The sequence below is a fragment of the Aerosakkonema sp. BLCC-F183 genome, assembly GCF_041929145.1.
Taxonomy (GTDB): domain Bacteria; phylum Cyanobacteriota; class Cyanobacteriia; order Cyanobacteriales; family Aerosakkonemataceae; genus Aerosakkonema.
On the sequence record NZ_JBHFNU010000021.1, the window covers coordinates 182,209 to 207,222 of the forward strand.

The window sequence follows — 25,014 nt, forward strand, 5'->3', positions numbered from 1 at the left end:
TTGAAAAGTTTTACCTCCATCCACAGATGGCTTACAAGGTATCGGTCAAGCTAATAAGATGGACGCGATAGTCAGCGAAAATCTATCCACACCCATTTTTAGAGAATTTCATTTTTAACAAAATAGAATAAAAATCGTATCTTAAACCGACTGTGTGATTTTAAGATAGAGATAAAGGTAAACTTTACAGTATCTTTAAAAAAAACGGCTTTTTATGAAGGAAGTATTAAAAGACCTGTTCGCTTCACCAAACTTCATCAACTCTGGGTACTACGACCCCTACTACCCAGAATTGGTTTGGCTGCACATCCTGTCGGATACTCTCATTGGGTTGGCTTATTATTCGATTCCGCTCATGCTACTCTACTTCATCCATAAGCGAGAAGATGTCGCTTTACCACCTGTGCTGTGGCTGTTTGGCGCTTTCTTCATTACCTATGGCACCAGCCAAATTATGGAAATTACAATGCTTTGGCATCCAAACTATGCGCTATACGGTGGTTTCAAAGCAGTTAGTGCTGTAATATCCATATATGCGGCTCTTAAGCTGTTTCCCTTAATTCCTCAAGCAATGGCACTTAAGAGCCCCGCCGAACTAGAAGCAGCGAATGAGAAACTCGCACGGGAGATCGTGGAACGGCAACAGGCAGAAGCAGCTCTCAACGAGAGGGAGGCATTATTTAGATCGATTTTTGAAGGAGCCAGCATAGGTATAGAAATTATCGATATGGCAGGCCAAACTGTAGCAAGGAATTCAGCACTGGAGCAGATGCTGGGATATGGCAAAAATTCAAGATCGCATTTTCCCAAGGATGAGGAGATACATCAGGAGCTCATCGCAAGGAAACGCGATCGCTACCGGGTAGACAGCCCTTATCTGTTTTGGGAGCGCGATCGCTACCAAATGGAAAAGCGTTACCTTTGCAAAGACGGACAGTTAATGTGGTGTCACGTCACCGGTTATTTGGTACGCGATAGCGAGGGTAACCCCGAATTTGGCATTCGCATGGTAGAAGACGTCACCAAGCACAAGCAAACTCTCAAGCAGCTACAGCATTATCAAGAACGCTTGGAAGATATGGTCGGAGAGCGTACCGCCTTTCTTTCTAAAGTAAACGAACAGTTGTCTTGGGAAGCTACTCACGATGCACTCACCGGACTGATCAACCGTCGCGAATTCGAGCAGCGTCTGGAAGCAGCTGTGTTGGGTGCCAGAAAACAAAATCAAAAGCATACCCTCTGTTATCTCGACCTAGACCGATTCAAAATTGTTAACGATACTTGCGGTCATGCTGCTGGTGACGAGCTGCTACGTCAGCTCAGCGCTATGTTGCAAACTCACGTCCGCCAGACCGATATTTTAGCGCGACTCGGCGGTGATGAATTTGCCTTACTGCTCTATAATTGCCCTCTTCAGCAAGGACTTAAAGTAGCGCGATCGCTCAAAGAAGCGATCCAAACTTTCCGATTTGTATGGCAGGATAAAACTTTCAGTCTCGGCGTCAGTATCGGAGTAGTACCCCTGACTGACTGCCAAACTTACGGTCATGTAGTCTTACAAAATGTAGATAAGGTGTTAAGCGCAGCTGACGCTGCTTGCTACCAAGCTAAAAATAAAGGGCGCAATTGCGTACACATCTACAAACCTAACGATGAAGATCTGGCGCAACAGCGAGATCAAAAACAATGGATCGCCAGAATTAATCAAGCGATCGGTGAAAACGATATAGATAAAACTCAGATCGAATATTCCCAAACTTCGGAACTGGCAGACAACAAGTTTTGTTTGTACTATCAACCGATAGTTTCTGTTGGTTCCCATCGCTTTGTGAGAGAATACCACGAAGTTTTACTCCGTTTGGTGGATGAAAAAGGGGAGGTGATTCCCCCAATGGCTTTTCTACCAGCAGCTGAGCGATACAACCTCATGCCAATTATCGATCGTTGGGTGATAAGCACATTCTTGGCAAAGCAGGCTCGGCAAGGTAGGGAGATGCAACATCGTTCTCTTTATGCGCTCAATCTTTCTACAGCTAGCATTAACGACGAAAATTTTATTAACTTTCTGTATGAGCAGTTTTCGCTCCACGAAATCTTGCCTGAGACGATTTGCTTTGAAATTACTGAAAGCGTGGCGCTCTCACATTTTAGCCAAACAACTAAGCTCATCCGCGCTCTCAAGTATTTAGGTTGCCGAGTAGCTTTGGATGATTTTGGTAGCTGTATCTCTTCTTTTGCTTATCTTAAACAGTTACCTTTGGATTATTTAAAAATAGCTGGAGATTTGATAGAAGGCATTTTGGATGACACAATTACTTACGAGAGCGTCAAAGCAATCAACAATATCGCTCATGTTATGGGTATTGAGACGATCGCTAAGTTCGTTACCAATGCCTCTATCCTGGAAAAAGTAAAGGATATTGGGGTAGACTACGCTCAGGGTTATGGCATCGCCGCCCCCCATCCCTTAGTGACTAAACCCAGCCCAATATACCCAGAAATATGGTTGGAAAGGCGTTGTTCTTAAGTTGAATTAATTGATATGCAAACGGCTCTGCACATCGGCACTTTATACGTTGTCGCAACTCCCATCGGCAATCTGGAAGATATGACGTTCCGGGCAGTGCGGATTTTGCAAATGGTGGATGCGATCGCGGCGGAAGATACCCGCCATACAGGGAAACTTTTGCAGCATTTTCAAATTGCTACGCCCCAGATAAGTTACCACGAACACAATCGTCAGCAGCGCATTCCGGAGTTAGTAGATCTACTGAAGCAGGGAAAATCGATCGCTCTCGTCAGCGATGCCGGTATGCCGTTGATTTCCGATCCAGGATACGAGTTAGTTCGAGCTTGTATCTCCGTAGAAATACCAGTAGTACCCATTCCCGGCGCTAGTGCGGCAATTACAGCTTTAAGCGCATCTGGCTTATCGACAGACCGATTTGTGTTTGAAGGTTTTTTACCTGCAAAAGGGTCAGGGCGAAAGGAGCGTTTGGAAGCTTTACAAACAGAATCTCGAACTATTATTTTATACGAATCTCCCCATCGTTTGCGGCAAACTTTGCAAGATTTGGCAGATGTTTTGGGTGGAGACCGGCAGCTAGTCTTGGCAAGGGAGTTAACTAAATTGCACGAAGAGTTCTGGCGGGGAACGATCGCAGCGGCTATACTTGCTTATTCCCAACGCTCGCCCCAAGGAGAATTTACGCTCGCCCTAGCAGGTCTCCAGCTAGAAAAGCCCTATTTTTCGGAAGAAATCCTTAAATCCGAGTTACAACAGCTACTGGGTCAAGGAATATCTCGTTCGCAAGCCAGCCGCCAGCTCGCAAAAGCAACCTCTCTACCGCGTCGTTTCATATATGAGCTAGCCCTCTCTCTTCCTGTTGTAGAAATATAAGGCAAACTCGAGCTGTCTTCATCAAAATTTTATACAAATAACCCTAACTTAAGGTTATTTTATTTAAAATAAACAGGTTAAAAAAACTACAACAGCCGTCTTACAAAAGCTGCATGATTACATCCAGCTATGTTTTGCTACGGCTATGCTTATCTTATTGGTATTAGGGGATAAATGCAGTTGCCAAAAATCTAACTAATTCTGCTCAATCTTATTTATTTTGATAGCTAAATACCAATAGTGAGCAATTTTGGGGGAAAGAGTTTTTGGGAAAGCCGTTCTCATAGTATAATCACAACATGAAGCTAGTTGAACGTCATATCATCACAAAAAACCATCCCCTCTGGTCAGAGATTGACCACTTGGCTTTTTTGTCGAAAAATTTGTTTAACCTAGCTAATTATCATTATCGTCAACACTTCTTTCAACACCAGAAGAAATTAAACTTTAACCAACTTTATCACCAACTATCACAAACCTCAGAGTACAAAGCCTTACCCACCAAAGTGAGTAAGCAAATTATCCGCCGATTAGATTCAGCCTGGACAAGTTATTTTCAAGCTGTAAAAACTTGGCAAATCAATCCCGAAAAATTTAATGGTACACCAAAAATACCGGGATATAAACACAAAACCAAAGGCCGGAATATTCTCCCTTATCCTCACGAAGCCATCTCGAAAAAAGCCTTAAAAAAAGGAATTTGTCAGCTATCCATGAGTGAAATACAAATTCCCACATTCGCCAAGGAAATAATCGAAGCGAGAATAGTGCCGAAAAGTAGTTGTTATGTCATCGAAATAGTTTATGAACAACTAGAAGAGACAACCAATGCTCAAGAAATAGCAGGTGTAGACTTAGGCGTTAATAACTTAATGGCTGTAACTACCAATCTTCCAGGCGTCAGACCTCTTTTGATTAAAGGCAGACCACTAAAAGCGATTAACACCTTTTACAATAAACAACGTTCGGCTTTCCAATCCCATCTCAAAATCAAGCCGAATCAAAACCAATCTCAAAGATTAAAAAAGCTCACTCATAAACGCAACTGTAGAGTAGAAAATTATCTACATACAGCTAGCCGCATAGTCATAGATTGGTGTCAACAGCATCAAATAGGCATCTTAGTAATTGGGCATAATCCAAATTGGAAACAATCAATTAACTTAGGTAAAAGGAACAATCAACAATTTGTGAATATTCCTCATTATAGGTTAATCGAAATGTTGACGTATAAAGCTCAATTAAAAGGAATATTCGTAGTCATTACAGAAGAAGCCTATACATCTAGGGCTAGTGCTGTAGATGGGGATGATGTACCTAAATATGGGGCAAAAAAACCAGTATTTCAGGGACATAGAATAGCGAGAGGGTTGTATAAAACAGCTCAGGGTAGATTATTAAATGCCGATGTGAATGGGTCATTTAATATTACTCGAAAAGTAATTCCTGATGTCTTTGACCAAGGAATAAAGGGTTTGCCGTTTAACCCTGTGGTGCTTGACCCACTACGAATGACTGGCCTTTCAGCCTGTGAGTAGGTTTAAGTAGGTTTCGTTGAGCGGTGTATCATGACAGCATTGCTATTTGCGTCTTCCGCAACAGCTTATGTTTTTTCCGGTATGATTTGCTGTCTGCTCTCGATCGGCAGTGGCAAGGAATATCGGCAGGAGTATAAATCGACTAACCCTACTCTTGTCAAGGCATTAGTCAAGCTTTGGGTAACGGCTTTGTAGCCCATTTGGATAATCGGGGAAGTTACAAGCGAAGAAGGGATCGCTGAAACGTTAGCAGTCAATCCCATTAGTTGCTCGGATTCGGAAGCAAGCTTAGTAGAAGAAAGTCAGTTTAGCAATCAACAGTTTTGAAATACCTCTTTAGAAAACATTTCCGATAAGGTACGCAAATAGGGTAAGAAGACAGCGACATCTTCTAAGCGCAGACGATCGTGCAACTCCCAAACGATCGCTTGCAGCATATCCTGCACTAACGACCAGTTCACACCCAATCGAGGATACAACATTACGCATAAGGGAAACAGCTCCTGTTGTACCGAGCAAATGTTACCTTGGAGAACGCATAAACACAAATATACTTGAAACATCTCGACATCGCGGATGCTTGATATTTTCACCTTTTCGTCGCTGACAAGGCCACTGTAGCTTTCATAGCCCGGATGCTGACGACAGACGCGATCGAAAACAGCATAGGCAATGTTGGTGCTGGCGGGTAAAAGATGCTGAACCGCTAAGAGTTGGGGAGAATTTAGAGGCAGATCGGCAGCTGCTTTGTAAGCCACTTGCAAGGGCATATACATATGATCGTCCATGACCTTTAAGTAAGACTGAAACAATCCTTGTTCCGATCGCGATAGACATTCCAGCAACTTTTGGCCGGTGTAGTGGAACTGCATACTGGCAAATCCGATCGCACGCCGATCTACACTGGTGTACTTCTGCCGCACCTGACCGCAATCTGCCCCCAAAACTACTGACAAACGTGCAGGTGGGATCTCTTTCCGATAAGCTTTTAACGCTTTTTGAAATAAATTGCGCGTATCTGCTGCAATCTCCAGGGGGTTGATTAAGTCTGGATTGATGCCGTGGCGTCGCATTTCCTCTCCCAGCAGCGTTTCCGTCAAAGACCAAGCTTGGGCGCTAGCTAAAGTCAGATTCTGGTTTAATTTCTCTGCCGTGCGATCTCTACCTTCTAAAGAAGATACTTCTGTCAGCGTTTCTAGCTTTCTCGGTGGCTTTGCATCTTTACGGGCAGTCACGGAGAGAACGTATTTCCGCGCCCATAGTGCCGCCAGTGAGTGCAGTTTCAATTCCGATGGTTGGGATTGGATGGCTGGAACTTGGGGAGATTTAAAGTTAACTCCGGTAGATGCGAATGATTGAGTCATATTTTTGCACTGAATCTGCGAAAAAAAGTTTTAAAAGAGCAAATAAAGCAGTTTTAAGCCTTTTGGCTTGACTTAGCTTGTTTTAACACGAAAATAAACAGTCTTATCTAAGAAAGCGAAATTTAAGAAAATTTGTCAAACCATATGGGGATTTCATGGAATCTTTATGTGCTATGGACGTTAAGTATGCAGTACTTTCGCTGAAAAGTAAAACATTTTGTTTAAAATTGTTAATCCTTCTATAGATTTCTGACAAACAAACGCGCTTACGGGCTGAACGGCAGGTGCTGGACTCCCGCAGGCACAAACACGGCTTACTTCGATCGACTACTCTCCGAATCAAAAATATAAAGTTTTTATAAAGATTTAAAATACATTCAACTAAATTTGATAAAAATACCGTAAATTTACTATTGTTTCCATAAAGGCTGAGTAAATAACTCAGTATTTGCCTGTAATTTTTCGTTTTTAGCGACGCCAAATTAAGGCAAAGCCTGGTAAAACAATACTTAGACATCTCCGCCAAAAGAATCTCAAAGGGCAGGCAGGATGCCTACCCCACAAGAATTGTTGGAGATGTGGATGGAACCTGATTTTTAGCAGGCTCCGATCGTCACGGGTGTATCTTTAACTCTGGTGTAACAAACTTGTCTGGCCCATCTCCTTCGGGAGATGGGCTATGGCCAGATGAATTGCTACCTAAATCACCGCTCCTCTCTTGCAAAACCGAGGTATTCCCCGTGACTGCAATGCTATTAGCCTACGTAGCAGCCTCTTACACTTTTTCCGGTTTGATTTGCTATCTTGCCCACCGGAAAGATTTCAACCCCCTGCAAGAGTCGCAATTGCGAGGTAACTCGACAAGATTTGTTGCCGCTGGGATTACCCTCCTGTGGCCGATTTGGCTGATTGCGAAAATTTATGGCAGGAGGAATAAGACCTCAAAAAGGGCCGCCACATTATCCGACAGAATAAACAATGGCAGTTCAAATCGCTTTTGGATGCCATAACGTGCATTCCCACAATTTACGCCTATTGCTGCTGTCTCCTGAATGACACGCTTCCTATACTATGGATGGTGAAGTGACAGGACGTGGCTCAAATGAGTGCTAGCAGCAGCTCGAAAAAGATTCAATTTGGTACGGATGGATGGCGGGGGATTATTGCTGATGATTTCACATTCCCTAATGTGTGTAAGGTGACGCGAGCGATCGCCAGTTACCTAGAGTCAGCTTATTCCAAAGACAGACCTGTTTTGATAGCTTACGATACCCGCTTTTTGGCAGATCGATTTGCCCACACAGCGGCTCAGATTCTGGCTGAGATCGGTTGGACGGTAAAAATAGTCGATCGCGATTGCCCGACTCCGGTAATTGCCTACAATGCCAAGCATCTCAACTCGGCTGGGGCGCTCATGTTCACCGCCAGTCACAACCCAGCGCCCTATTGCGGCATTAAGTACATCCCCGATTATGCAGGCCCAGCTACACCGGAAATTACGGATACAATTGTAGCAAATATTGAAGGTGCTACGGATGCGCCGCCATCGGGAAGCAATTCTGACAAAATATCAACTTTTGACCCGAAACCGGCTTATCTGGAATTTATTTACACATTGCTGGATGTGGAACGCATTCGCAGCGCGAAGCTGAAGGTCAAATACGATGCGCTTTATTCTACCTCTCGCGGTTACCTGGATACGGTGTTGCAACATAGCGGTTGCGATTTGGAAAGTTTCCATACGTACCGGGATGTTTTGTTTGGCGGCGGAATGCCGGAACCGAAAGGGGAACAGCTGGTAGAGTTGGTCGATGCGGTCAAGCAAGATGGCGCAGATTTGGGTTTGGCGACGGATGGAGATAGCGATCGCTTTGGTATTGTAGACGAACAAGGAAACGTGCTTACTCCCAACACCGTGTTGCTGTTGTTGGCGCGTCACCTGGTCAAGAATAAAGGCAAAACAGGTGCGATCGTTCGCACGGTTGCTACCACCCACTTGCTGGATAATTTTGCTGCTAAGTACGGTTTGACGCTTTACGAAACCGCAGTAGGGTTCAAATACATCGGCGAGAAAATGCGCGAGACGCAGGTGCTGATCGGTGGTGAAGAATCTGGTGGACTCAGTATTATCGGTCACATTCCCGAAAAAGACGGCGTGTTGGCAGATATGCTGGTAGCAGAAGCTGTTGCTTACGAAGGTAAACCGCTGAGTCAGTTGGTGGAAGAAGCGATCGCCGAAGCTAATGGCCCACTTTATAACCTGCGCCTGGACTTGCACCTCGATGACGCGCACAAAGCTGCTGTCATCGACTCTTTCACTAAAAATCCACCCGCAGAAGTGGCAACGATTAAAGTGAAAGAAGTTGGTCGCAAAGACGGTATCAAACTCTACTTAGAAGAAGGTAGTTGGGTGTTGCTGCGTCCTTCGGGAACAGAACCGCTGATGCGCGTTTACATAGAAACCAATTCTCCCGAAAAACAAGCGCAAATTGCCGAATACATGGAAAATATCATCAACAACCTTAAGCCTGCGCCAGCAGTTGTTTGAGTTGTCGATCGAAGTTAAGTAGCGATGAATCAGAAACCGGGTTTCTCAAATAAGAAACCCGGTTTCTTGAAGAATAAGAAACCCGGTTTCTTGAAGAAACCAGGTTTCTAAGATCGCAAACCGGGTTTCTAAGATCGCAAAGATTTGTCTTAGCATCGTAGATATAGTCTGTTTCGATCGCGATTGCGGCAATGTATGAAAAATATCGCCAATTTACTCACTTCCTCGATCGTAGCCATATGGCTCGGAGCGATCGCCATCCTCTCAGTTCAAAATGCTACCCAAGTTTCTCTGAAGTTTTTGGGATTCGAGTCAATTAAACTGCCGGTTGGTGTGGTGCTGGCCTTTAGTGCTAGTCTTGGGGTAGTGGGAGGTGCGATCGCTTTTCCTTTATTTATACCTTCAGAAAATCGATCGGATGATGATTTTGAGGACGATGTGCCAGAAAATCGTCAATCCACCGGCGGAAGTGATTGGTTAGAAACCGGATCGCAAGATTGGTAAGATTATTTTATGCGACGATATTCCCAAGGAGCCACAAAAGTGCGATCGCTCCAAATACCTCGTCTAGCTTTCTTTGCTTCCGCTTCTGCCTGCTCCACAATAGCTGCACTGGGACAGTTTTTCAAGTAGGGACGATTCACCAACGCTAATCCCTCGCGGACTAACACTTCTTGAATGAAAACGTTGTCAGGTAAACGGACTTCACCGATTTTGCGACCGTAGCGATCGGTATCGGTTAAAGTTAAGGTAACGCGATCGCCTTGTTTCACCAACTGCTGCACCCGACCCTGCGCTTTTACTCCCCACTTGAATTGGTTTTTGTCCACCAATTTTGTGCTTTGCTTTTCCTTTTGGGAATGGGGAACTTCCGGTGCATCAATACAGGCGAAACGCACAGTAAAGTTTTCTCCCTTCGAGTCTGTGACCGCGAGTGTATCTCCATCGCTGATTCGTTTGACGGTGTAAGTAATTTGTCCCGGACGGTTCGGACATCCTGTTAAAGTGAGAATCAGGAAAGCAACGCCGAGACATTTTAGCGAGGACGCGATCGATTTTTTGTAACTCATACATTTTCAATTTTAACTTTGACCTATCAACTTATTTACGCCGAATCAATATGAATTACTGAAATAATTTCTAAAGACATAGTGGCTTGAGGTTGAGTGAGTGGCGAGGACTAATACCAAATCCGGGGAACGCTATCCCTTTTATCTTCGTCCTCTTCTCTTCACGCTCTTTGCGTCTAATTCCCGATCGCGAATCGCTTCGCTAACGCGGTTCTTTAAAAAAGGGGGTAATCAAGCCGGATTTAGTTTAACAAGATGCTTATCAAGCATGAATTTAGCGATCGGCATTACAAAATGCTCAACTTTACAGAGGCTATGCAATAGCATATCCAGTATGCTCTCGAACTTGAGGAGGATGAAAGGCGAGGACAATGCGATTTTTAGGTACTCCAGCAGCGACAAGTTCATTTGTGATGCCATCTTCAATTCCATCATAGTGAATCCAGATTTTCTCATTGCGAATTTCCGCATGAACGATACAGCCATGAACTCTTCGGTCATTTTCCCAGCCTTCGTGTACCAGCATAAAATGGTTGCGATCGCGGCTGACAATAACATAAGTAATCACATCACCATAACGATAAGGAATATCCGCATAATATTGGAGAATATTCTCCAGAATTTCACGCCATTGCTCTAGGGGTTGATTTGCGGTATCCATAAAATTATTTCCTCACTGTTTGAGTCAAAAACTATGATGCTAAAACCAGGTTCTTCTAACAGGATTTTTCCGGCTTCCTCTTGGAACAAAGTGTCAAAGGTGTTGCGACTGACGGCTAAGTATAGACGACGGTTTGGATCTCTTCTTTGGAGCGCTCTAGCATACAAAAAGAATTGTCCCCAAGCATTTTCGAGATCATTAATAGGAGAAGGACTAAGAAAGCTTTTGATTTCGACAGCGATTTTTACAGAATCTCTTTCAGCCGCAATCAGTTTTTCAGCACCCAGGTCAACAAACGTGGAGCGTTCCCCTATCTTCAGAATGAGCGGGTCATCAGTAATTGTCCCACCGTCTTTAATAAGGGCGGTGCGAACTGTATCATGATAGAGGTCTTTAGCGGGCATGAAACTTGTCTTGTTTAGACTCCTATGTCTATTTTATACACCGGAGTTTCCGAACTATGGCGCATGGATAGCTTTTGACGACCCAATATTAAACTTTTTTTCTTACCTTACCCCTAAAATAGCAAGCAGAGCGCATTTCCGGCTCCCCCTTCCAGCTAAAAAAAGTTTTTCCGCTTTCCCCCTTCCTTGTAGGAAGGGGTAGGGGTATGCGGGGTTAAGTCTTCCTTTCTTCACCGTTTTTTTTGCAATACTCACCTTTATGAAAAAACTTTTAGTCACAGGATGTAGCGGTTTTTTAGGATGGAACTTGTGTCACCTAGCCAAACAACAATGGCAAGTTTATGGAACTTATCTTTCTAAATCAGTTGATATTCCAGATATCAATATCGTCAAAGCAGACTTGAGAGATTTTCAAGAGCTAAAACGCCTGTTTGAGGAAATTCAGCCAGACGCAGTTATTCATACCGCCGCACAATCCAATCCCAATTTTTGTCAAAATCATCCTGATGAATCATACCAAATTAATGTCACAGCTTCCTTGAATATTGCTGGATTGTGTGCGGATTATTTCATATCTTGCGCTTTCACTTCCACCGACCTGGTTTTTAATGGCCTAAATCCTCCTTATCGCGAGGCAGATTCTGTTTCTCCTGTCAACGTTTACGGCGAGCAAAAAGTTATGGCTGAACGAGGTATGCTGGAACGCTATCCCAAAACAGCCATTTGTCGAATGCCTTTAATGTTTGGCATTGCGCCGCCTGGTGCTACTAGCTTTATTCAGCCGTTTATCAAGATTTTAAAAGAAGGAAAAGAGTTAAGTTTATTTACAGATGAATTCAGAACACCCGTTAGCGGGATAACAGCCGCAAGTGGATTGTTATTAGCGCTAGAACAAGTTGAAGGCATCATTCATCTGGGTGGAAAAGAGCGAATTTCGCGCTATGAATTCGGTCGCTTGATGGCAGAAGTACTTCAACTTCCGCAAGAAAACTTGAAAGGTTGTTTGCAAAAAGATGTACCGATGGCTGCACCTAGACCTGCTGATGTTTCGTTGGATAGTTTAAAAGCTTTTGCTTTGGGATATCAACCTTTGTCTTTACGTGAAGAGTTGGAAGCGTTACGGGGAAATTTTTAACTTTCGGGAACTTTTAATGTCGTAATAATTGTCACACCGTTAACTCCAAGTGATGTATTTTTTCTAGAATGTTTTGGCGAAGTTCATATAAACCAGACCATTCAAAGAAATCAATATCATCTCCCAATTCACCCGCCTCAAAACGTTGGTAAAACACATCAGATTTTATGTTGTACTGCCGCTCAAATTCGCTTAAAGATTGTTCGTACTTTTGTAAGCTTTCTCGATGTTGACTGAGAGCGATTTCGAGCAGTTTTCCTAAGATTCGATCGAGTTCCTCTTGGTCAGAGTAAGTGTCTTTGAGAACTTGGAGTTTACCTAATGTGTCCATAAATAAACTTTTGTGGTTTTACTATATGGTAAATAATGCAAGAAGAGCGCATCTAAATTTGCTTTACTTCGTCTCCATCCAATTTGACCCAACATGAACATCAACTACTAACGGCACACTTAATTGCACAGCATTTTCCATTGTTTCTCGAATCTTAGGTTGCAATTCTTCCCATTCAGACGGGGGAACTTCAAAGACCAATTCATCATGCACTTGCAATACCAAACGCGCCTGATATTGCTGTAAAATTTGATGCAGTTTTATCATCGCAATTTTGATGATATCGGCGCTGGAACCTTGAATGGGTGCGTTAGCCGCAGCGCGTAAAAATTGTGCATCTGACGCACTCATTTTCTTGAGTTTATCGAAGTCGATATCGTCTGGGTTAGCATTTAGATAGTTGCGAACGCTATCACTTTCAAAGTTGAAATAGCGGCGGCGTCCGCAAATTGTTTCGACGTAACCGTGTGCGATCGCTTCCCGTTTCATCCTCTCCAAATATTCAAAAACTTTGGGGTAGCGATCGTAGAATTTTTTGATAAAATCATTGGCAGTTGTCTTATTTACACCTGTCGATCGCGAAAATTTCAGCGACCCCATTCCGTAAATTACGCCAAAGTTAATCGTTTTCGCCAAACGGCGTTCGTCGGAAGTCACTTTTTCCTTTTCAAACACTATTCGCGCCGTGACGGTGTGAATATCTTCGTTATTTTTATATGCTTCAACAAGCACAGGTTCTTGACTCAAATGTGCCAAAATTCGCAACTCAATTTGCGAATAATCCGCCGATACCATTAACCAATTATCTTCTGGTAAAAAAGCTTTGCGAATCAGGCGGCTAAACTCAGTGCGAATGGGAATATTTTGCAAATTCGGTTCGGAAGAAGACAACCTTCCAGTTGCAGTAACTGTTTGATTAAAATTTGTATGCACGCGCTGAGTATCCGATCGAATCAGTGTGGGTAACGCATCGACATAAGTTGATTTCAATTTAGATAAAGTGCGATATTCGAGAATTTCATCAACTACTGGGTGATCTCCTTGCAGTCTTTCCAGTGTCCCAGCGTCGGTAGAATAACCCGTCGCGATTTTGCGAGATTTTTTCGTGTCTAATTTCAGCTTTTCAAACAGTAGCTGACTCAACTGCTTAGGGGAACCTAAATTAAATTTTTCTCCCGCAAAATCATAAGCTTTTTGCTCGATCGTTTCTAAATCTTTTTCTAGCTTTTGCGATAGTTCTTTCAGATATGCCGCATCAATTCTAATGCCGACATATTCCATTTCAGCTAACACTGCTTCTAACGGTTGTTCGATCTCCAGCAGCAAATCGTATAGTTTGGCAGCGGTTTTTAGTTCTTCGCGCAGTTTGGCAACGAGTTGAAATGTGGCATAGACTTGCATTCCGCAGTAATCTGCCACTTTGGCGATATCTAAATCGGCGATATTTTTACCTTTCGGTATTCCTAAATCTGCATAGCTTTGAATATTTATTTCTAAATATCGCAGTGTCAAATCGCTGAGACTGTGACTGTTTTCTGGATTCAAAACATAACTAGCCAGCATGGTTTCAAATGCAACGACCGCCAGCTTAATTCCCTGAGACCGAAATATTAGGCGATCGAACTTCGCATTATGTAGCGTTTTCGGATATTTATCACTCTCCAAAATCGGACGCAATGCCTCTAAAACTTCTGCTTTGTCTAAGTTTGCGCCTTTTTTATGACTAATTGGAATATAAGCAATCTCATCTGGATTTATTCCCCAACAACAGCCAATTCCCACTAATTCAGCATCTCGCGGTTCTAAATCGCTTGTTTCTGTATCCCACGCCACAGGTGTGGTTGAATTCGTGCAAAGTTGCAGTTGCTTTACCAGTTCCTTCAGTTTGTCTGGAGTATCGATAATCTGAGGTGTAATTGCAGAATCTGGTTTTTTTTGTGCAGCTTGCGTTTCTTCAAAACTGAAAAATGCCAAATCTTCAGATTCGGGAAAATCAAAAGTTGTTTCCTCATTTCTTGTGTCCGTATCTTGTCTTGTGGGGTGGGCATCTTGCCCGCCCACATCCTCAGCAATTCCACCAAATGCTTGCTGTAATTCCTTGATTTTTTTCAAATAAGTTTTGAATTCTAATTTTTCCAGTAGCGGTTCTAAACCTGCATTATCAAAACCCTTCAGTTTGCAATCTTCTAAACTTAGATTTAAAGGGACATCAGTCACTATTTTTGCCAAGTGCTGAGAATGATAAGCTGCTTCTTTCCCAGTTTCCAACTTGGTTTTCTTCGCACCTTTAATTGCATCCAAAGAAGCATAGATTTTGTCAAGCGAACCGTACTCTGTCAGCAATTCCACCGCTGTTTTATCACCTATTCCCTTAACGCCGGGAATATTATCAGAAGTATCGCCGCACAGAGCCTTGTAATCAACAACTTGTTCTGGTATAATTCCCATTTTTTCTTTGACTTCTTCTGGCCCAAACTCTGCCAGTCCGGCGGTGCTACCGCGCTGTAAGAAGTTTCTACCCAGATACAAAACGCTTATTCTTTTATCGGTGTCAACCAATTGGAATAAATCTTTATCTCCGCTTAAAATCTTCACCTTGTAACCCGCTGCACTCGCCTGAGTTGCCAAGGTTCCCAACACATCATCGGCCTCGTAGCCAGGAGCGGTTACAATTGGTAAGTTAAAAGCGTCGAGAAGTTCGTGAAGATTTTTCAAATCGGCGATAAAATCTTCTGGAGTTTCTGCGCGATCGGCTTTATAGGTGTCATCTGCCTCATGGCGGAAAGTTGGCAAACCCAAGTCAAATGCGATCGCAATTCCGTCCGGTTTCTGCGACTCGATAATTGCCAACAACGACTTGAGGAAACCGAAACACACACTTGTCGGTATTCCCGTTTTCGTTTTCAAACCACCATCGCGACCTTTGGCAAAGGCATAATAGGAGCGAAACGCCAACGAATGACCGTCAACCAAAACGATCGCAGGTAAATTTTCCGGTGCAGCAGATGAGGATTTTGACATAATCCTCATTTTAACCAGACTGCCGGAAATTGTGTTTGTCAATTTAAATTACTAAAAAGCCGTTGGCGATCCCAGCTCACGGCTTAAACTCATTAATTTGAAATTCCATTAACGTAGATCCACTCAAAACTAACCGTTTTTAGCATTACGACGGCGACGAGATACAGAAAGAGTTGCTGCTGTCAACGCTAAACCAGCCAATACAGTTGGTTCGGGTACTGATGCTTTCTCAATTCTCGATGCACTTGCCCAAATGGTAACATCTTGGAAATCTTTATCGTTGCCATTGCCGCGATCGTCGAAACCAATTCTGACAATATTTGCCAAAGGATCGCCTGATTGATATTGACTTTGATTGGCTGCACTATATATAGTTCCGTCCGTTTGTCCGAGGGAACCAAAGGAATTAAATACAGCTTGCTGTGTTTCGCTGACACCGTTAGGCAGTTTCGTGCCATTAGCTGTAGTATTCAATGCACTTGTGGTGTATACCTTTCCATCACTACCGCTGTCCAGTCCTAAAGTGTATACTTTACCAGCTTCAAAAGTGTAGGTGTTCGTGCAGCTTGTCGTACCGGGTGTATACGCCACCGTATTTCCGCAACTTCCCAGCCAACCGTTTGCACTGCCATTATCGGAACCTTTTGTCTCGGAAAATAAATTTTTGATGAAAGTGAGGCTGTTATTAGCACCTACCTCAAAAATTTTGACCGTTGATTGATAACTACCGTGAGTTTCGTTAAATGTGAAATCAACTTTAGTATCTTCAAGAAATTTCAGACCCCCAGTACCAAACATTTCTCCACTATATAAAGAAGCTGCTTGGGCTGGTGCTATCAAGCCGGCGATCGCAGCAGCAGCAGAAAATGTCAGACTTGCCAATAATTTTGTTTTCATTGAATTTCTCCGGGAACTTTTTTGCTCTATCTCAATCACATTATTACTGGCTCTAATTTTGAGCGTCTACTATTTCGGCCATGCTTCTTTAAATCTTTAAATTTATTGCTGCATTTATGAACTTTTCTTTTTTATAGCCAAATTTTGCACAATTATCCCCATAGGCTTTGATTACCCAATTTTTAGGAAAGATTTGAGAAGCTTCAAATCCACCCTTTCGGTCGATCTAGCAAGCCCTTGATTTTTTATAAAAATAGAAAATTACTAATGGTTTACTTAACCATTAGCGACGTAATAAAGACTATAAATAAACTGGTTCAGCAAGGTTTAAGCAAAAATGACTGTTCGCATTATTTGCCTACCTGTCCCCAGATTATTTATCTATCCAAGCACCCGTAGATAAACCCCAAATAAAAATCGCCCACGAAATAAACTTGATAACCCACAAGACAAAGCTTTGGTTGTATTCTTTGCCTAAATAAATTTCAACTCTTGGCGATGTCATATAAAATAACCTTTATCAATGGTTAGGTAATACCGTATTTTCCACAAATTTATCGATCTGCTTTTTGCAGATATTGATGCTATGCTCGTGAACTAAGTATTTATACTTAAAAAGCATGGCCCCTACATAGCTAAATTATGGGGGTAACACCTATGGGTATGGCAAACTAATTGAGGAGTACGGACAAAAACTATGCAGCAAAGCGCAGCCGATCGAGAGATAAAACTCTTGGTCTTAGACATCGACGGAACGATCGCAGGTGAGTCCAATCAAATTCGCGAACCGGTCAAACAAGCAATTAAAGCAGTGCAAGCAAAAGGAGTACAGGTGGCGATCGCGACTGGTCGGATGTACCGTTCTGCTTTGCGCTTCCATCAAGACATAAACTCGCAACTACCCCTGATAGTTTACCAGGGAGCATTGATTAAAGACCCAGCCACTCAAAAAGTGCTGCGTCATCTGCCAGTAGCTAAGAAAATTGCCTTGCAACTGCTAGACTACTTCGAGCAACCGGAATTGCGATCGCTGCTTTCCGTACACTTCTACATCAACGATCGACTCTACGTCCGTCAAATTACCCCCGAGACAGAGATTTACTCACAACGTTCTGCGATCGAGCCTATCCCAGTAGGCGACTTGCGCCTAGCGCTCACAGGAGATAACGGAGAAGATATTTGTCCTACTAAAGTATTAGCGCTCAGCGACGATACCGATACGATCGAGCGTTTGTTGGGTTCCTTAAAGCAGCAGTACACCCCAGCAGAACTTTACCTTACCAAATCCGTAGCCACCTTTTTTGAAGCTACCAACCCGTGGGTGAACAAAGGTACTGCCGTTCGTTACCTTGCTGAAGACATTCTAGGATTGGAGTCTGGTAACGTGATGGCGGTTGGAGATAACTATAACGATGTCGAAATGCTTGAGTACGCCGGTGTCGGTGTAGCGATGGCAAATGGCCCTTTCGACGTACAAGCGATCGCCCATTGGGTAGCTCCCAGCGTTGAAGAAGACGGCGTTGTCGCGGCCATTGAAAAATTTATCCTTTAAAACGCCTTCGATCAGAAAGGAGACCGACGACTGGCCGTGTTTCGTCTCGGTCTCCCAACTGGTTCGCTCCTCACACAGTAGTCACTATACAAGAGCTGAATTAGTTTTGTCATCCCTTTCTATATATTAAATTTTGATAACTATCACCCCATTTTGGCAGATATTGCCTAAATAAACTTATAGTTCCAGTGGGGCAGACACTGCTAAAAAGTCCTCCAAAAGCAAGCGTAGAAAGGGTTGAGTAGCTGCGAACAACCCCAATCTCGCTTGAGACAGACTCGGATCTTCTGTCTTCAGCTCACCCCAAATGCGGCATCGGCTATAAAACGTCTCGAACGTTTGGCCCAGATCCAGCGCTATTTTCTGCCAATCGATCGCACGCTCAGAAGACGAGGGGCAATACAAAGTATCCAGCAACACAAACAAAGAGCAAATCAGAGTGCGTTCGGCTGGGTGTACCAACCGCAGTTTTTTCTCACCTGTCAGCCACGGAATCGCCTTGGGGGAGACAATGCACCAGTGCGTCGGAGTCGTTTCTGGATCGGCTTCTGCCAGCGCGATCGCACCTTCTCGGTGCGCCATCCGCAGCAGCGAGCAACAGCGAGCATGAGCGTACTGGATCGCAAAAATTGCGGAATCTTGACTGGCGACTCCTTGAGAGAGTCGGGAGTGGGGGGGAGTGGGGGGGAGTGGGGGAGTGAGAGAATAAATCTTTTCTTTCTTTCCTCTACCTCCTCTCTCACCCTCAACCAAACGCTGCAACCACGCTGATATAGCCAAATCACTCAAATGCCAGTGAATCCAGCCTCGCTCTGCGACTTTAATGTTAAAATATCTTTTAATCTCCGGGTAACGCTCTTCCCCTAATCCGTAGAGTTCATCTACGAGATCACCTGCCAAATCCGCAGTTGGTATTCTCGATAACTTTGACAGCCTGAGCGCGATGGGCGACACGTAAAGTATCTGTGTTTGATTCTGAAATTGGTATACATCAAAAATTCCGGTCGCGTTCCTACCCTGCACATCCCGATCGAAGCTAATGTCAGGATCTGCAATACCTAGCTTTTGACTGAGCAAATCCATTGCCTCTTGTAAGTAGAGCCGCAGCGCATATGCGATCGCAGGAAAATCCATCATCGGTAAATCTTCATTCACAGCTGTTTACCGAGCCACGTCATATTTTTACATCGGTTACATCTATCTACGGTAGTAACTTGCATCAAATATAACAAATAACAAACTCCCAGCCTTGATAATTTAGTAAAATCTAAGGTATCTTTTATTACTTTAAATTTACAGTAAAACTTATATAAAGATGCTATAAAGCGGATCTAGTTTTAATATTGCCCGATGACTCGGTTTTACCCAAAAACCACCCTGTCGATAAACGTCCCATTAAAGCCCTTTTTTGGCCTCCCAACCTATGGTGCAACAGTCTCTCTCCATACAACCAAACCCTGTAAGCTCAGATACACTGCGACCGGAAGCATCGCGACCGTTTTTAACGTGGCAGCGAATATTAGACTGGGCTAACGAACATTATCGGTGTCGCACTTTCAGCAAAGACGAAAAAATTCCAGCCAGACCTGGGTTGCTGTATTTAGTACAGCGAGGTGCTGTGCGAATGGTAGGTGTTGCCCAAGTGAGCGCCACCCATCGTAACCTTAACTCTCGCGCCTCCACCCTTAACCAAGAGGAAGCCTTCTTAGGCTTTGTAGGTGCCGGACAGCCATTTGAAATTGTAGCTCAGTCCCCATTTACACTCCACAGCTACGCCCACGTCGATCAAACAGCCGTAGTGTGGATGTACTGGCACGACCTAGACAACTGGCCCCACTTCCGGCGAGAAGTTTTAGATGCGTTTCGCTACCAGCACCAGCGCAAATTACTGTGGCTGAGTACTCTAGGACAACGCCGCACGATCGATCGCCTGTTAGGATTCCTCACCCTGTTGATTGAGGAATTTGGCGAACCCTGCGAACAAGGTTACTCTCTCCCCTGGACTCTCACCCACGCCCAAATTGGCAGCGCGATCGGTTCGACTCGCGTGACAGTCACTCGCTTAATGGGCAAGTTACGCCAGAGGGGATTAATTCATACCCAAGACGACAATCTGATCTGTTTGCCCACCGATACGGCACTGCGTCGCTAAAAAAACCGGGATTGTTATTCGGAAGAGGAAAGCAGGGGCAAAGACAGGGTGAAGCGTGCCCCCTGCCCCTTGCCAGACTCTAGCGTAATCGACCCTCCGTGGAGTTCTGCCAATTTCCGCACGATCGCCAATCCTAACCCAGTTCCCGGATACCGACGCGATAGAGAACTATCAATTTGCGAAAAAGGAGAAAAAAGTTTCCCTTGATCTTCCAAATCGATGCCGATACCGTTATCCCAAACAAGAAAATTAATCTTGTCCGTAGAGCCGCTTTCCGATAAAAGGTGAGAACGATAGACTTTTAGACCAACTTTTCCAGCTGGAGTAAATTTAATCGCATTGATAAGTAAATTCAACAGCATTTGTTTGAGGCGTCTGGGATCGGCCACGCAGTACTCTAAGTCAGGATCTAGTTCAACATCCAGAGTCAAACCTTGTTCCTGGGCCCGCTCCCGGATCAAGTCGATCGCGCTTTCGACTACTTCGGCGATAAAAACTATTTGCGGTTCCAGTTCCAAGCGACCTGCCTCAATCCGGGAAAGATCGAGAATATCGTTGATCAGCGCCAGCAGGTGTTGACCGCTGCTATTGATGCGTTCCACATATTCTTTCTGTTTGCTATTGAGTGTCCCGAAGCATTCTTGGATGAGGACACTTGAAAAACCGAGAATAGCGGTTAAGGGTGTCCGCAGCTCGTGACTGGTGTTGGCAATCAGTTCTCCTTTGACGCGATTGAGGGTAGCCAGTTCCTGGTTTTGTGCTTGCAAGCATCGCCAAGTGCGGGATCTGTCGATCGCAATCGCGCATTGACTCGCCACTTGCTCGACTAGCTGAATTTCATCTGCCTCCAATGGACGTGGAGTAGTAGCAGGTGCTTCACTTGTGCCCGCACGCAGACAAATAGCACCGATTAAGCCCAGTGCATCAAAAATAGGCACGATCGCTAAACTTTCGCTCTCGCCAAGCGCGATCGACTTTTGTGATGGATTACTTATAAAACAGCTTTTTCCAGCTAAAAGCCCATTGCGGCTACTTTCAGACAAATCCTCTAGCGCCCAGCACACCCCCAGCAAAGATTTACCAGTTATAGGAGAGTTTTGCTGGCTTTTCTGATGCTTTTGTGCTAACGAGTGGGAAGTAAAGTTGTAAATCTCTGTCTTTCTCAAATATTCGTAACGCACCTCCAGTACACCATTGTTTCTGTTAAAAAGGCATCCATAACCACCTGCAACTCCCAGCGTTTTTACTAAACCTTCGACTGCTACTTGCAGCATTTGGTCTTCATCAAGATCCACCTGATGCAGCACCTTCGTTAGGTTGCGAATCAGTTGCTCAAATTGCAGAGATCTTTCCAAAGAACGAGTTCGTTCTGTTACCCGTTCTTCCAATTCTTGAGTATATGCTTGCAGTTGCTGAACTCTCAGCGACTGCTCAAAAGCAATCGCCACCTGATTGGCAACAGCCTGCACCAGCTGTTGTTCGTCTGGCGTCCACTGTCGGGGAGTACGACAATGATGAACAAAAATTAAACCCCACAAAGGACGCACACCTTCTTCCTGTAACTCTTCATTTGGGCGTTGAATTGGCACTGCCATCATACTGCGTACCTTCATTGCTTCCAACATTTGTTGATGGCAGACAGATAAAGCCTCTCTGTAGATATCTGCTGTATGCCAAAGGCGACCTTGGCTGTAAGCTTTCAGATAACTTGTGGGAATTGTTTCCGCTGAAAAAGTTTGCCGCCAAATTACCGGGTAAGCAGGCTCGACTGCTTCCGCTACGCAAACACCGCTTTGGTCTGATTGCAACTGATAGGCAAGCACCCGATCGGTATTGAGAACCGATCGCAGCCGCCTGACCGCAATCTCTAAAATTTTGGGAAAATCGAACGAACTGCGGATCGTGGCGGCTATTTCGCTCAACAGCGCTTCCCACTGTCGCCGCTTTTGCAGTTCCTGTTCCGCTCGTTGAATAGTGGTTAAATCTTTTACGAATACCAGTAAGTAGCGATCGTCTGCTTCGCCGCTATCGATCTGCGATATCGTCACTTCTGTCCAGACAATCGTGCCATCTCGGCAAATATAGCGCTTTTGCAGCGTTTGTCGCTGTAAACTTCCCCTGACTATTTGCTGAATACACCTAACTTCCGCCGCGAAATCTTCCGGATGACTGATAGCTCGACAATCCAGTCGTCGCAATTGTGCTTCTGTGTAACCTATCAATTTCTCGAAAGCTGGATTTGCTCTGAGAATACCTCCATCTAAGCTCTCGCAAAGAATACCGATCGGCGACTCCCAGAACAGTGGTTCTAGCAGCACAGGTATGGATGCACTCTCTAAAAGTGATGAAGATAATACTGAGGTACTCGACATTTGCGGATTAGAAGCAAGTTTAAGTGTGTTTTCTTTCCAGTTCTCATGCTTTTCTATTTGCTTGACAGCATCAGAACTGCGATCTTGTTGCGCTGGCGCGATCGCACGAGATGGTTGAAGCAACGACAGCAGTTGCAGCCACAACCGTTTGACAATGCTATTGTTGTTCGTCAGATCCGCCGCCATCAATTCCGAATAGTAAGGTAGAGCAGTTGCGATCGCTGGGATAGCAAGCAATTCGACAATTTTGTGCGGATCGAAAATTAGAGAAACTCGCCAGTTTTGCTGGATATTTTCTGGCGTTTTTAGTGGGTCTATCTGCATCCATAAATTCAGATCGCTAGATAATACAATTACACTCGCTTCTACTCCTGACAGACTGACAAGCTGTATTGGTGGAATAGATTCGCCCTTCTTTTCTCCCGTTGTGCGAGCTGCTTTGGCAGAGTTTGTTTGCAGATTGTTGTCGGAAGCCGGAGAATTTACAACTTTGCTATGCCAAGCGCGATCGTCAGAATTTCTCAGATGGTAAAGCTCTGCCAAAGATCCTACAGTAAAGATCGCCGTCGCCTTACATTCTTCTTTGACCAATGCTTCTGCTTCAGTAGCAGATGAATAACAGTATGCAGCAGATTCATTGTTGGGCACCGGGTAAAGCTCTTCTACTCCCGGTTTTCTATACTCCAGTCCCAAAGAAGCTTCTATTATTTCCAACCAATATAGCTCTATTTTCTTACACAGATCTGAGTTTTCGCCTGCTATCAGTAAAGCTCTTATCCATCCAACTGATTCCAACGCTCTTTGCAGAACTTGTAAGCAAAAATACCAGTTTGAAGCTGTCAATTCTAGTATGATTCGTGCTGGAGTCTGGTTTTTCATTTAGTTTCTCAATAATAAGAAAGCGCTCTTGCCGGATGGATACTTTTTACGCGACTTAGATTTAGATAAATTTTCAACAAATCGCCACCGAAGTGCCTTTTTTTGAATGGATTGACCGCGTTACTCAAGTTGGCTGAGTTACAGAACAAAATGAGAAGGGATACTTAAATTTGCAAAACAGCCCTTCTCCAGCCACTTTCATTGGCTATGGCCATCACTAAAAAAAGATGTGATTTTTTATTCTATTTTCCCTGAAAGGTCTACCCCTCGGATGCGTTGTCAACAATTCGTATTAGAAACTCTTTGTAAAGCATTGTGAAGCGATCGCGTAATTGGGTCTTGGCAAACCAACTCGATTTTTATACACTCAATATTTGTTTACAAAAATCTATTTTTCGCAACGATTTGGTAGCTTGCTAAAATGCTAAAAAACTATCGTCCAAGTCTGAGAACACATTGAGGGGCGGGGGCAGTTTGGACGGGTGCAATAGATTTCCATACATAGGAATTTAGTGTTAGTTAGTGGGGATTCAGGAATTAAAAATTACAGATTGCAGATTTGAAATTGAATACAATCTCAAATCTCAAATCTCAAATTTAAAATTTCCCAGTCCCCAGTCTCTTCAACTGCCATTATTGAAGATAGTTTTCGTCTCTTCTTGTGCAGGAAATTTATGGGAATTTCCCGTGAGGGACGGTGTTTCTAAAAGCTCTTTTCCCCATCCGGGATGGGCAAACTGAGGCAGAATTTCCATGCTAAAAGCTTCTGCGGCTTTGGAGCGGTAACGATTGGGATTAAAAATCACCGACAGCATCCGCTTGACAACCACATCTTCAATTGTGGCGCGGCGGAGGATACCCATCTGTAACTCTTTTTCAATTGCCGAAATGGAGACAAAAGCCGCTCCCAAGCCTGACTGCACTGCATTTTTGATCGCCTCGATCGAGTTCAATTCCATCTCCACTCTCAGACGGCGAGTATCGATGCTGCAACGACTCAGCACCTGGTCAATCACTTTGCGAATAGTGGATTGGGAGTCTAAAGCTATAAATTGCAGCTTGTAAAGGTCATCTTTGTGGATGATATCGGCTTTTGCTAAAGGATGAAAGACGGGCAAAATCAACGCTAACTCATCCTCTAGGTAAGGCTTGATTTCTAAAGCTTCTACAAGTTCGGAAGGAATTTCACCGCCAATAATGGCAAGATCCACTTGTCCGTTTGCCACACTCCAGGCAGTTCGGCGAGTAGAGTGAACGTGCAATTGTACTGACACATCCGGATACTTTTGTCGGAACAAGCCGATCATCCGGGGCAGCAAGTATGTCCCCGTTGTCTGAGATGCCCCGACAATCAAAGTGCCACCCTGGAGATTTTGGAGATCTTCTATGGCGCGACAAGTTTCTTCACAAAGTGATATTATTCTTTCGCCATAGCTGAGCAGGAGATGACCTGCTTCGGTGAGTTGTGCCCGTCGGCCCCCTCGGTCGAACAACGGCACATCCAACTGCCGCTCTAAGTTTTGTACCTGCAAGCTCACGGCGGGTTGCGAGACATAAAGACTGTCGGCAGCGCGTTTGAAGCTTCCCTCAGCGGCGATCGCTTTGAGAATACGCAACTGATCTAGTGTGAAAGGAAGGTCAGACATACTGGCTTACCAGAAAGGTGTAAGGAGCCTTGGGCCGAAAAACT

At 44.2% G+C, this 25,014-nt stretch carries 21 protein-coding genes; 10 read left to right on the plus strand and 11 right to left on the minus strand.

The genetic code is table 11. The features are described from left to right. Positions 1-214: 214 nt before the first annotated feature. The 4 genes from ACE1CD_RS05940 (at position 215) to ACE1CD_RS05955 (ending at position 5,133) form a co-directional block, all read left to right on the plus strand. Positions 215-2,527: an EAL domain-containing protein gene (locus ACE1CD_RS05940; RefSeq protein ID WP_374822342.1), complete on the plus strand. Its 2,313-nt coding sequence runs from the start codon at positions 215-217 to the stop codon at positions 2,525-2,527. A 15-nt stretch (positions 2,528-2,542) separates the two neighbouring features. Continuing rightward, the gene (gene rsmI, locus ACE1CD_RS05945) at positions 2,543-3,400 is read left to right on the plus strand and encodes a 16S rRNA (cytidine(1402)-2'-O)-methyltransferase (RefSeq protein WP_374822345.1); all 858 of its coding nucleotides are present in this window, start codon (positions 2,543-2,545) and stop codon (positions 3,398-3,400) included. Between the two features lie 299 nt (positions 3,401-3,699). Continuing rightward, complete coding sequence (locus ACE1CD_RS05950; RefSeq protein ID WP_374822348.1) at positions 3,700-4,938, plus strand: RNA-guided endonuclease InsQ/TnpB family protein; 1,239 nt, start codon at positions 3,700-3,702, stop codon at positions 4,936-4,938. 30 nt (positions 4,939-4,968) lie between these two features. Beyond that, positions 4,969-5,133, plus strand: coding sequence for a hypothetical protein (locus ACE1CD_RS05955; RefSeq protein ID WP_374822351.1), 165 nt, complete (start codon positions 4,969-4,971; stop codon positions 5,131-5,133). Between the two features lie 119 nt (positions 5,134-5,252). Here the strand turns inward: ACE1CD_RS05955 and ACE1CD_RS05960 are convergent, their stop codons facing one another. Beyond that, positions 5,253-6,302, minus strand: a complete 1,050-nt coding sequence (locus ACE1CD_RS05960) for a hypothetical protein (protein WP_374822354.1) — start codon at positions 6,300-6,302, stop codon at positions 5,253-5,255. Positions 6,303-7,042: 740 nt separating this feature from the next. On the opposite strand from ACE1CD_RS05960, the gene ACE1CD_RS05965 reads away from it, so the two are divergent. The 3 genes from ACE1CD_RS05965 (at position 7,043) to ACE1CD_RS05975 (ending at position 9,354) form a co-directional block, all read left to right on the plus strand. Then, on the plus strand, positions 7,043-7,312 hold the full coding sequence (locus ACE1CD_RS05965) for a hypothetical protein (RefSeq protein WP_374798925.1): 270 nt from the start codon (positions 7,043-7,045) through the stop codon (positions 7,310-7,312). Positions 7,313-7,404: 92 nt separating this feature from the next. Beyond that, on the plus strand, positions 7,405-8,850 hold the full coding sequence (locus tag ACE1CD_RS05970) for a phosphoglucomutase/phosphomannomutase family protein (RefSeq protein WP_374822356.1): 1,446 nt from the start codon (positions 7,405-7,407) through the stop codon (positions 8,848-8,850). 195 nt (positions 8,851-9,045) lie between these two features. Then, complete coding sequence (locus tag ACE1CD_RS05975) at positions 9,046-9,354, plus strand: LapA family protein (protein WP_374822359.1); 309 nt, start codon at positions 9,046-9,048, stop codon at positions 9,352-9,354. Positions 9,355-9,356: 2 nt separating this feature from the next. Here ACE1CD_RS05975 and ACE1CD_RS05980 read toward each other — a convergent pair whose 3' ends face one another. The 3 genes from ACE1CD_RS05980 to ACE1CD_RS05990 all read right to left on the minus strand — a co-directional run bounded on the left by ACE1CD_RS05980 (position 9,357) and on the right by ACE1CD_RS05990 (position 10,985). Continuing rightward, positions 9,357-9,920, minus strand: coding sequence for a thermonuclease family protein (locus ACE1CD_RS05980; protein WP_374822362.1), 564 nt, complete (start codon positions 9,918-9,920; stop codon positions 9,357-9,359). A 313-nt stretch (positions 9,921-10,233) separates the two neighbouring features. Further along, on the minus strand, positions 10,234-10,581 hold the full coding sequence (locus ACE1CD_RS05985) for a XisI protein (RefSeq protein ID WP_374822365.1): 348 nt from the start codon (positions 10,579-10,581) through the stop codon (positions 10,234-10,236). After that, the gene (locus tag ACE1CD_RS05990; RefSeq protein WP_374822368.1) at positions 10,557-10,985 is read right to left on the minus strand and encodes an element excision factor XisH family protein; all 429 of its coding nucleotides are present in this window, start codon (positions 10,983-10,985) and stop codon (positions 10,557-10,559) included. Before ACE1CD_RS05990 ends, ACE1CD_RS05985 begins: the two co-directional genes overlap by 25 nt. A 259-nt stretch (positions 10,986-11,244) precedes the next feature. On the opposite strand from ACE1CD_RS05990, the gene ACE1CD_RS05995 reads away from it, so the two are divergent. Then, on the plus strand, positions 11,245-12,120 hold the full coding sequence (locus ACE1CD_RS05995; protein WP_374822371.1) for an SDR family oxidoreductase: 876 nt from the start codon (positions 11,245-11,247) through the stop codon (positions 12,118-12,120). 31 nt (positions 12,121-12,151) lie between these two features. On the opposite strand, the gene ACE1CD_RS06000 is transcribed toward ACE1CD_RS05995, so the two are convergent. The 4 genes from ACE1CD_RS06000 to ACE1CD_RS06015 all read right to left on the minus strand — a co-directional run bounded on the left by ACE1CD_RS06000 (position 12,152) and on the right by ACE1CD_RS06015 (position 16,874). Continuing rightward, a complete protein-coding gene (locus ACE1CD_RS06000; protein ID WP_374798939.1) occupies positions 12,152-12,451 on the minus strand; it encodes a hypothetical protein in 300 nt (99 codons plus the stop codon). Positions 12,452-12,514: 63 nt separating this feature from the next. Then, positions 12,515-15,472, minus strand: coding sequence for a DNA polymerase I (gene polA / locus ACE1CD_RS06005; protein WP_374822374.1), 2,958 nt, complete (start codon positions 15,470-15,472; stop codon positions 12,515-12,517). Between the two features lie 129 nt (positions 15,473-15,601). Beyond that, entirely contained in the window at positions 15,602-16,369 is a 768-nt protein-coding gene (locus ACE1CD_RS06010; RefSeq protein ID WP_374822376.1) for a PEP-CTERM sorting domain-containing protein, read from the minus strand. A gap of 373 nt (positions 16,370-16,742) precedes the next feature. Then, complete coding sequence (locus ACE1CD_RS06015) at positions 16,743-16,874, minus strand: hypothetical protein (protein ID WP_374822379.1); 132 nt, start codon at positions 16,872-16,874, stop codon at positions 16,743-16,745. A gap of 192 nt (positions 16,875-17,066) precedes the next feature. Here ACE1CD_RS06015 and ACE1CD_RS06020 point away from each other — a divergent pair, with 192 nt between their 5' ends. Beyond that, positions 17,067-17,921 carry a Cof-type HAD-IIB family hydrolase gene (locus ACE1CD_RS06020; protein ID WP_374822381.1) on the plus strand — a complete coding sequence of 285 codons (855 nt, stop codon included), beginning with the start codon at positions 17,067-17,069 and terminating at the stop codon, positions 17,919-17,921. Positions 17,922-18,098: 177 nt separating this feature from the next. On the opposite strand, the gene ACE1CD_RS06025 is transcribed toward ACE1CD_RS06020, so the two are convergent. Beyond that, on the minus strand, positions 18,099-19,076 hold the full coding sequence (locus ACE1CD_RS06025; RefSeq protein WP_374822384.1) for a DALR anticodon-binding domain-containing protein: 978 nt from the start codon (positions 19,074-19,076) through the stop codon (positions 18,099-18,101). A gap of 268 nt (positions 19,077-19,344) precedes the next feature. On the opposite strand from ACE1CD_RS06025, the gene ACE1CD_RS06030 reads away from it, so the two are divergent. Beyond that, on the plus strand, positions 19,345-20,073 hold the full coding sequence (locus tag ACE1CD_RS06030; RefSeq protein ID WP_190461998.1) for a Crp/Fnr family transcriptional regulator: 729 nt from the start codon (positions 19,345-19,347) through the stop codon (positions 20,071-20,073). 14 nt (positions 20,074-20,087) lie between these two features. Here ACE1CD_RS06030 and ACE1CD_RS06035 read toward each other — a convergent pair whose 3' ends face one another. Together ACE1CD_RS06035 and ACE1CD_RS06040 are read right to left on the minus strand one after the other, a co-directional pair. Then, on the minus strand, positions 20,088-23,324 hold the full coding sequence (locus ACE1CD_RS06035) for an ATP-binding protein (protein WP_374822387.1): 3,237 nt from the start codon (positions 23,322-23,324) through the stop codon (positions 20,088-20,090). A 623-nt stretch (positions 23,325-23,947) separates the two neighbouring features. After that, positions 23,948-24,970 (minus strand): LysR family transcriptional regulator, encoded by a 1,023-nt coding sequence (locus ACE1CD_RS06040; protein ID WP_374798950.1) that lies wholly within the window; start codon positions 24,968-24,970, stop codon positions 23,948-23,950. Between the last annotated feature and the right edge of the window lie 44 nt (positions 24,971-25,014).

Coding starts and splice junctions, on each gene's coding strand:
- ACE1CD_RS05940 (WP_374822342.1), top strand. CDS start 215: ATGAAGGAAGTATTAAAAGACCTGTTCGCTTCACCAAACTTCATCAAC.
- ACE1CD_RS05960 (WP_374822354.1), bottom strand. CDS start 6,302: ATGACTCAATCATTCGCATCTACCGGAGTTAACTTTAAATCTCCCCAA.
- ACE1CD_RS05975 (WP_374822359.1), top strand. CDS start 9,046: ATGAAAAATATCGCCAATTTACTCACTTCCTCGATCGTAGCCATATGG.
- ACE1CD_RS05980 (WP_374822362.1), bottom strand. CDS start 9,920: ATGAGTTACAAAAAATCGATCGCGTCCTCGCTAAAATGTCTCGGCGTT.
- ACE1CD_RS06000 (WP_374798939.1), bottom strand. CDS start 12,451: ATGGACACATTAGGTAAACTCCAAGTTCTCAAAGACACTTACTCTGAC.
- ACE1CD_RS05985 (WP_374822365.1), bottom strand. CDS start 10,581: ATGGATACCGCAAATCAACCCCTAGAGCAATGGCGTGAAATTCTGGAG.
- ACE1CD_RS06030 (WP_190461998.1), top strand. CDS start 19,345: ATGGTGCAACAGTCTCTCTCCATACAACCAAACCCTGTAAGCTCAGAT.
- ACE1CD_RS06035 (WP_374822387.1), bottom strand. CDS start 23,324: ATGAAAAACCAGACTCCAGCACGAATCATACTAGAATTGACAGCTTCA.
- ACE1CD_RS05990 (WP_374822368.1), bottom strand. CDS start 10,985: ATGCCCGCTAAAGACCTCTATCATGATACAGTTCGCACCGCCCTTATT.
- ACE1CD_RS06010 (WP_374822376.1), bottom strand. CDS start 16,369: ATGAAAACAAAATTATTGGCAAGTCTGACATTTTCTGCTGCTGCTGCG.
- ACE1CD_RS06040 (WP_374798950.1), bottom strand. CDS start 24,970: ATGTCTGACCTTCCTTTCACACTAGATCAGTTGCGTATTCTCAAAGCG.
- ACE1CD_RS05955 (WP_374822351.1), top strand. CDS start 4,969: ATGACAGCATTGCTATTTGCGTCTTCCGCAACAGCTTATGTTTTTTCC.
- ACE1CD_RS06020 (WP_374822381.1), top strand. CDS start 17,067: ATGCAGCAAAGCGCAGCCGATCGAGAGATAAAACTCTTGGTCTTAGAC.
- ACE1CD_RS06015 (WP_374822379.1), bottom strand. CDS start 16,874: ATGACATCGCCAAGAGTTGAAATTTATTTAGGCAAAGAATACAACCAA.
- rsmI (WP_374822345.1), top strand. CDS start 2,543: ATGCAAACGGCTCTGCACATCGGCACTTTATACGTTGTCGCAACTCCC.
- ACE1CD_RS05995 (WP_374822371.1), top strand. CDS start 11,245: ATGAAAAAACTTTTAGTCACAGGATGTAGCGGTTTTTTAGGATGGAAC.
- polA (WP_374822374.1), bottom strand. CDS start 15,472: ATGTCAAAATCCTCATCTGCTGCACCGGAAAATTTACCTGCGATCGTT.
- ACE1CD_RS05970 (WP_374822356.1), top strand. CDS start 7,405: ATGAGTGCTAGCAGCAGCTCGAAAAAGATTCAATTTGGTACGGATGGA.
- ACE1CD_RS05950 (WP_374822348.1), top strand. CDS start 3,700: ATGAAGCTAGTTGAACGTCATATCATCACAAAAAACCATCCCCTCTGG.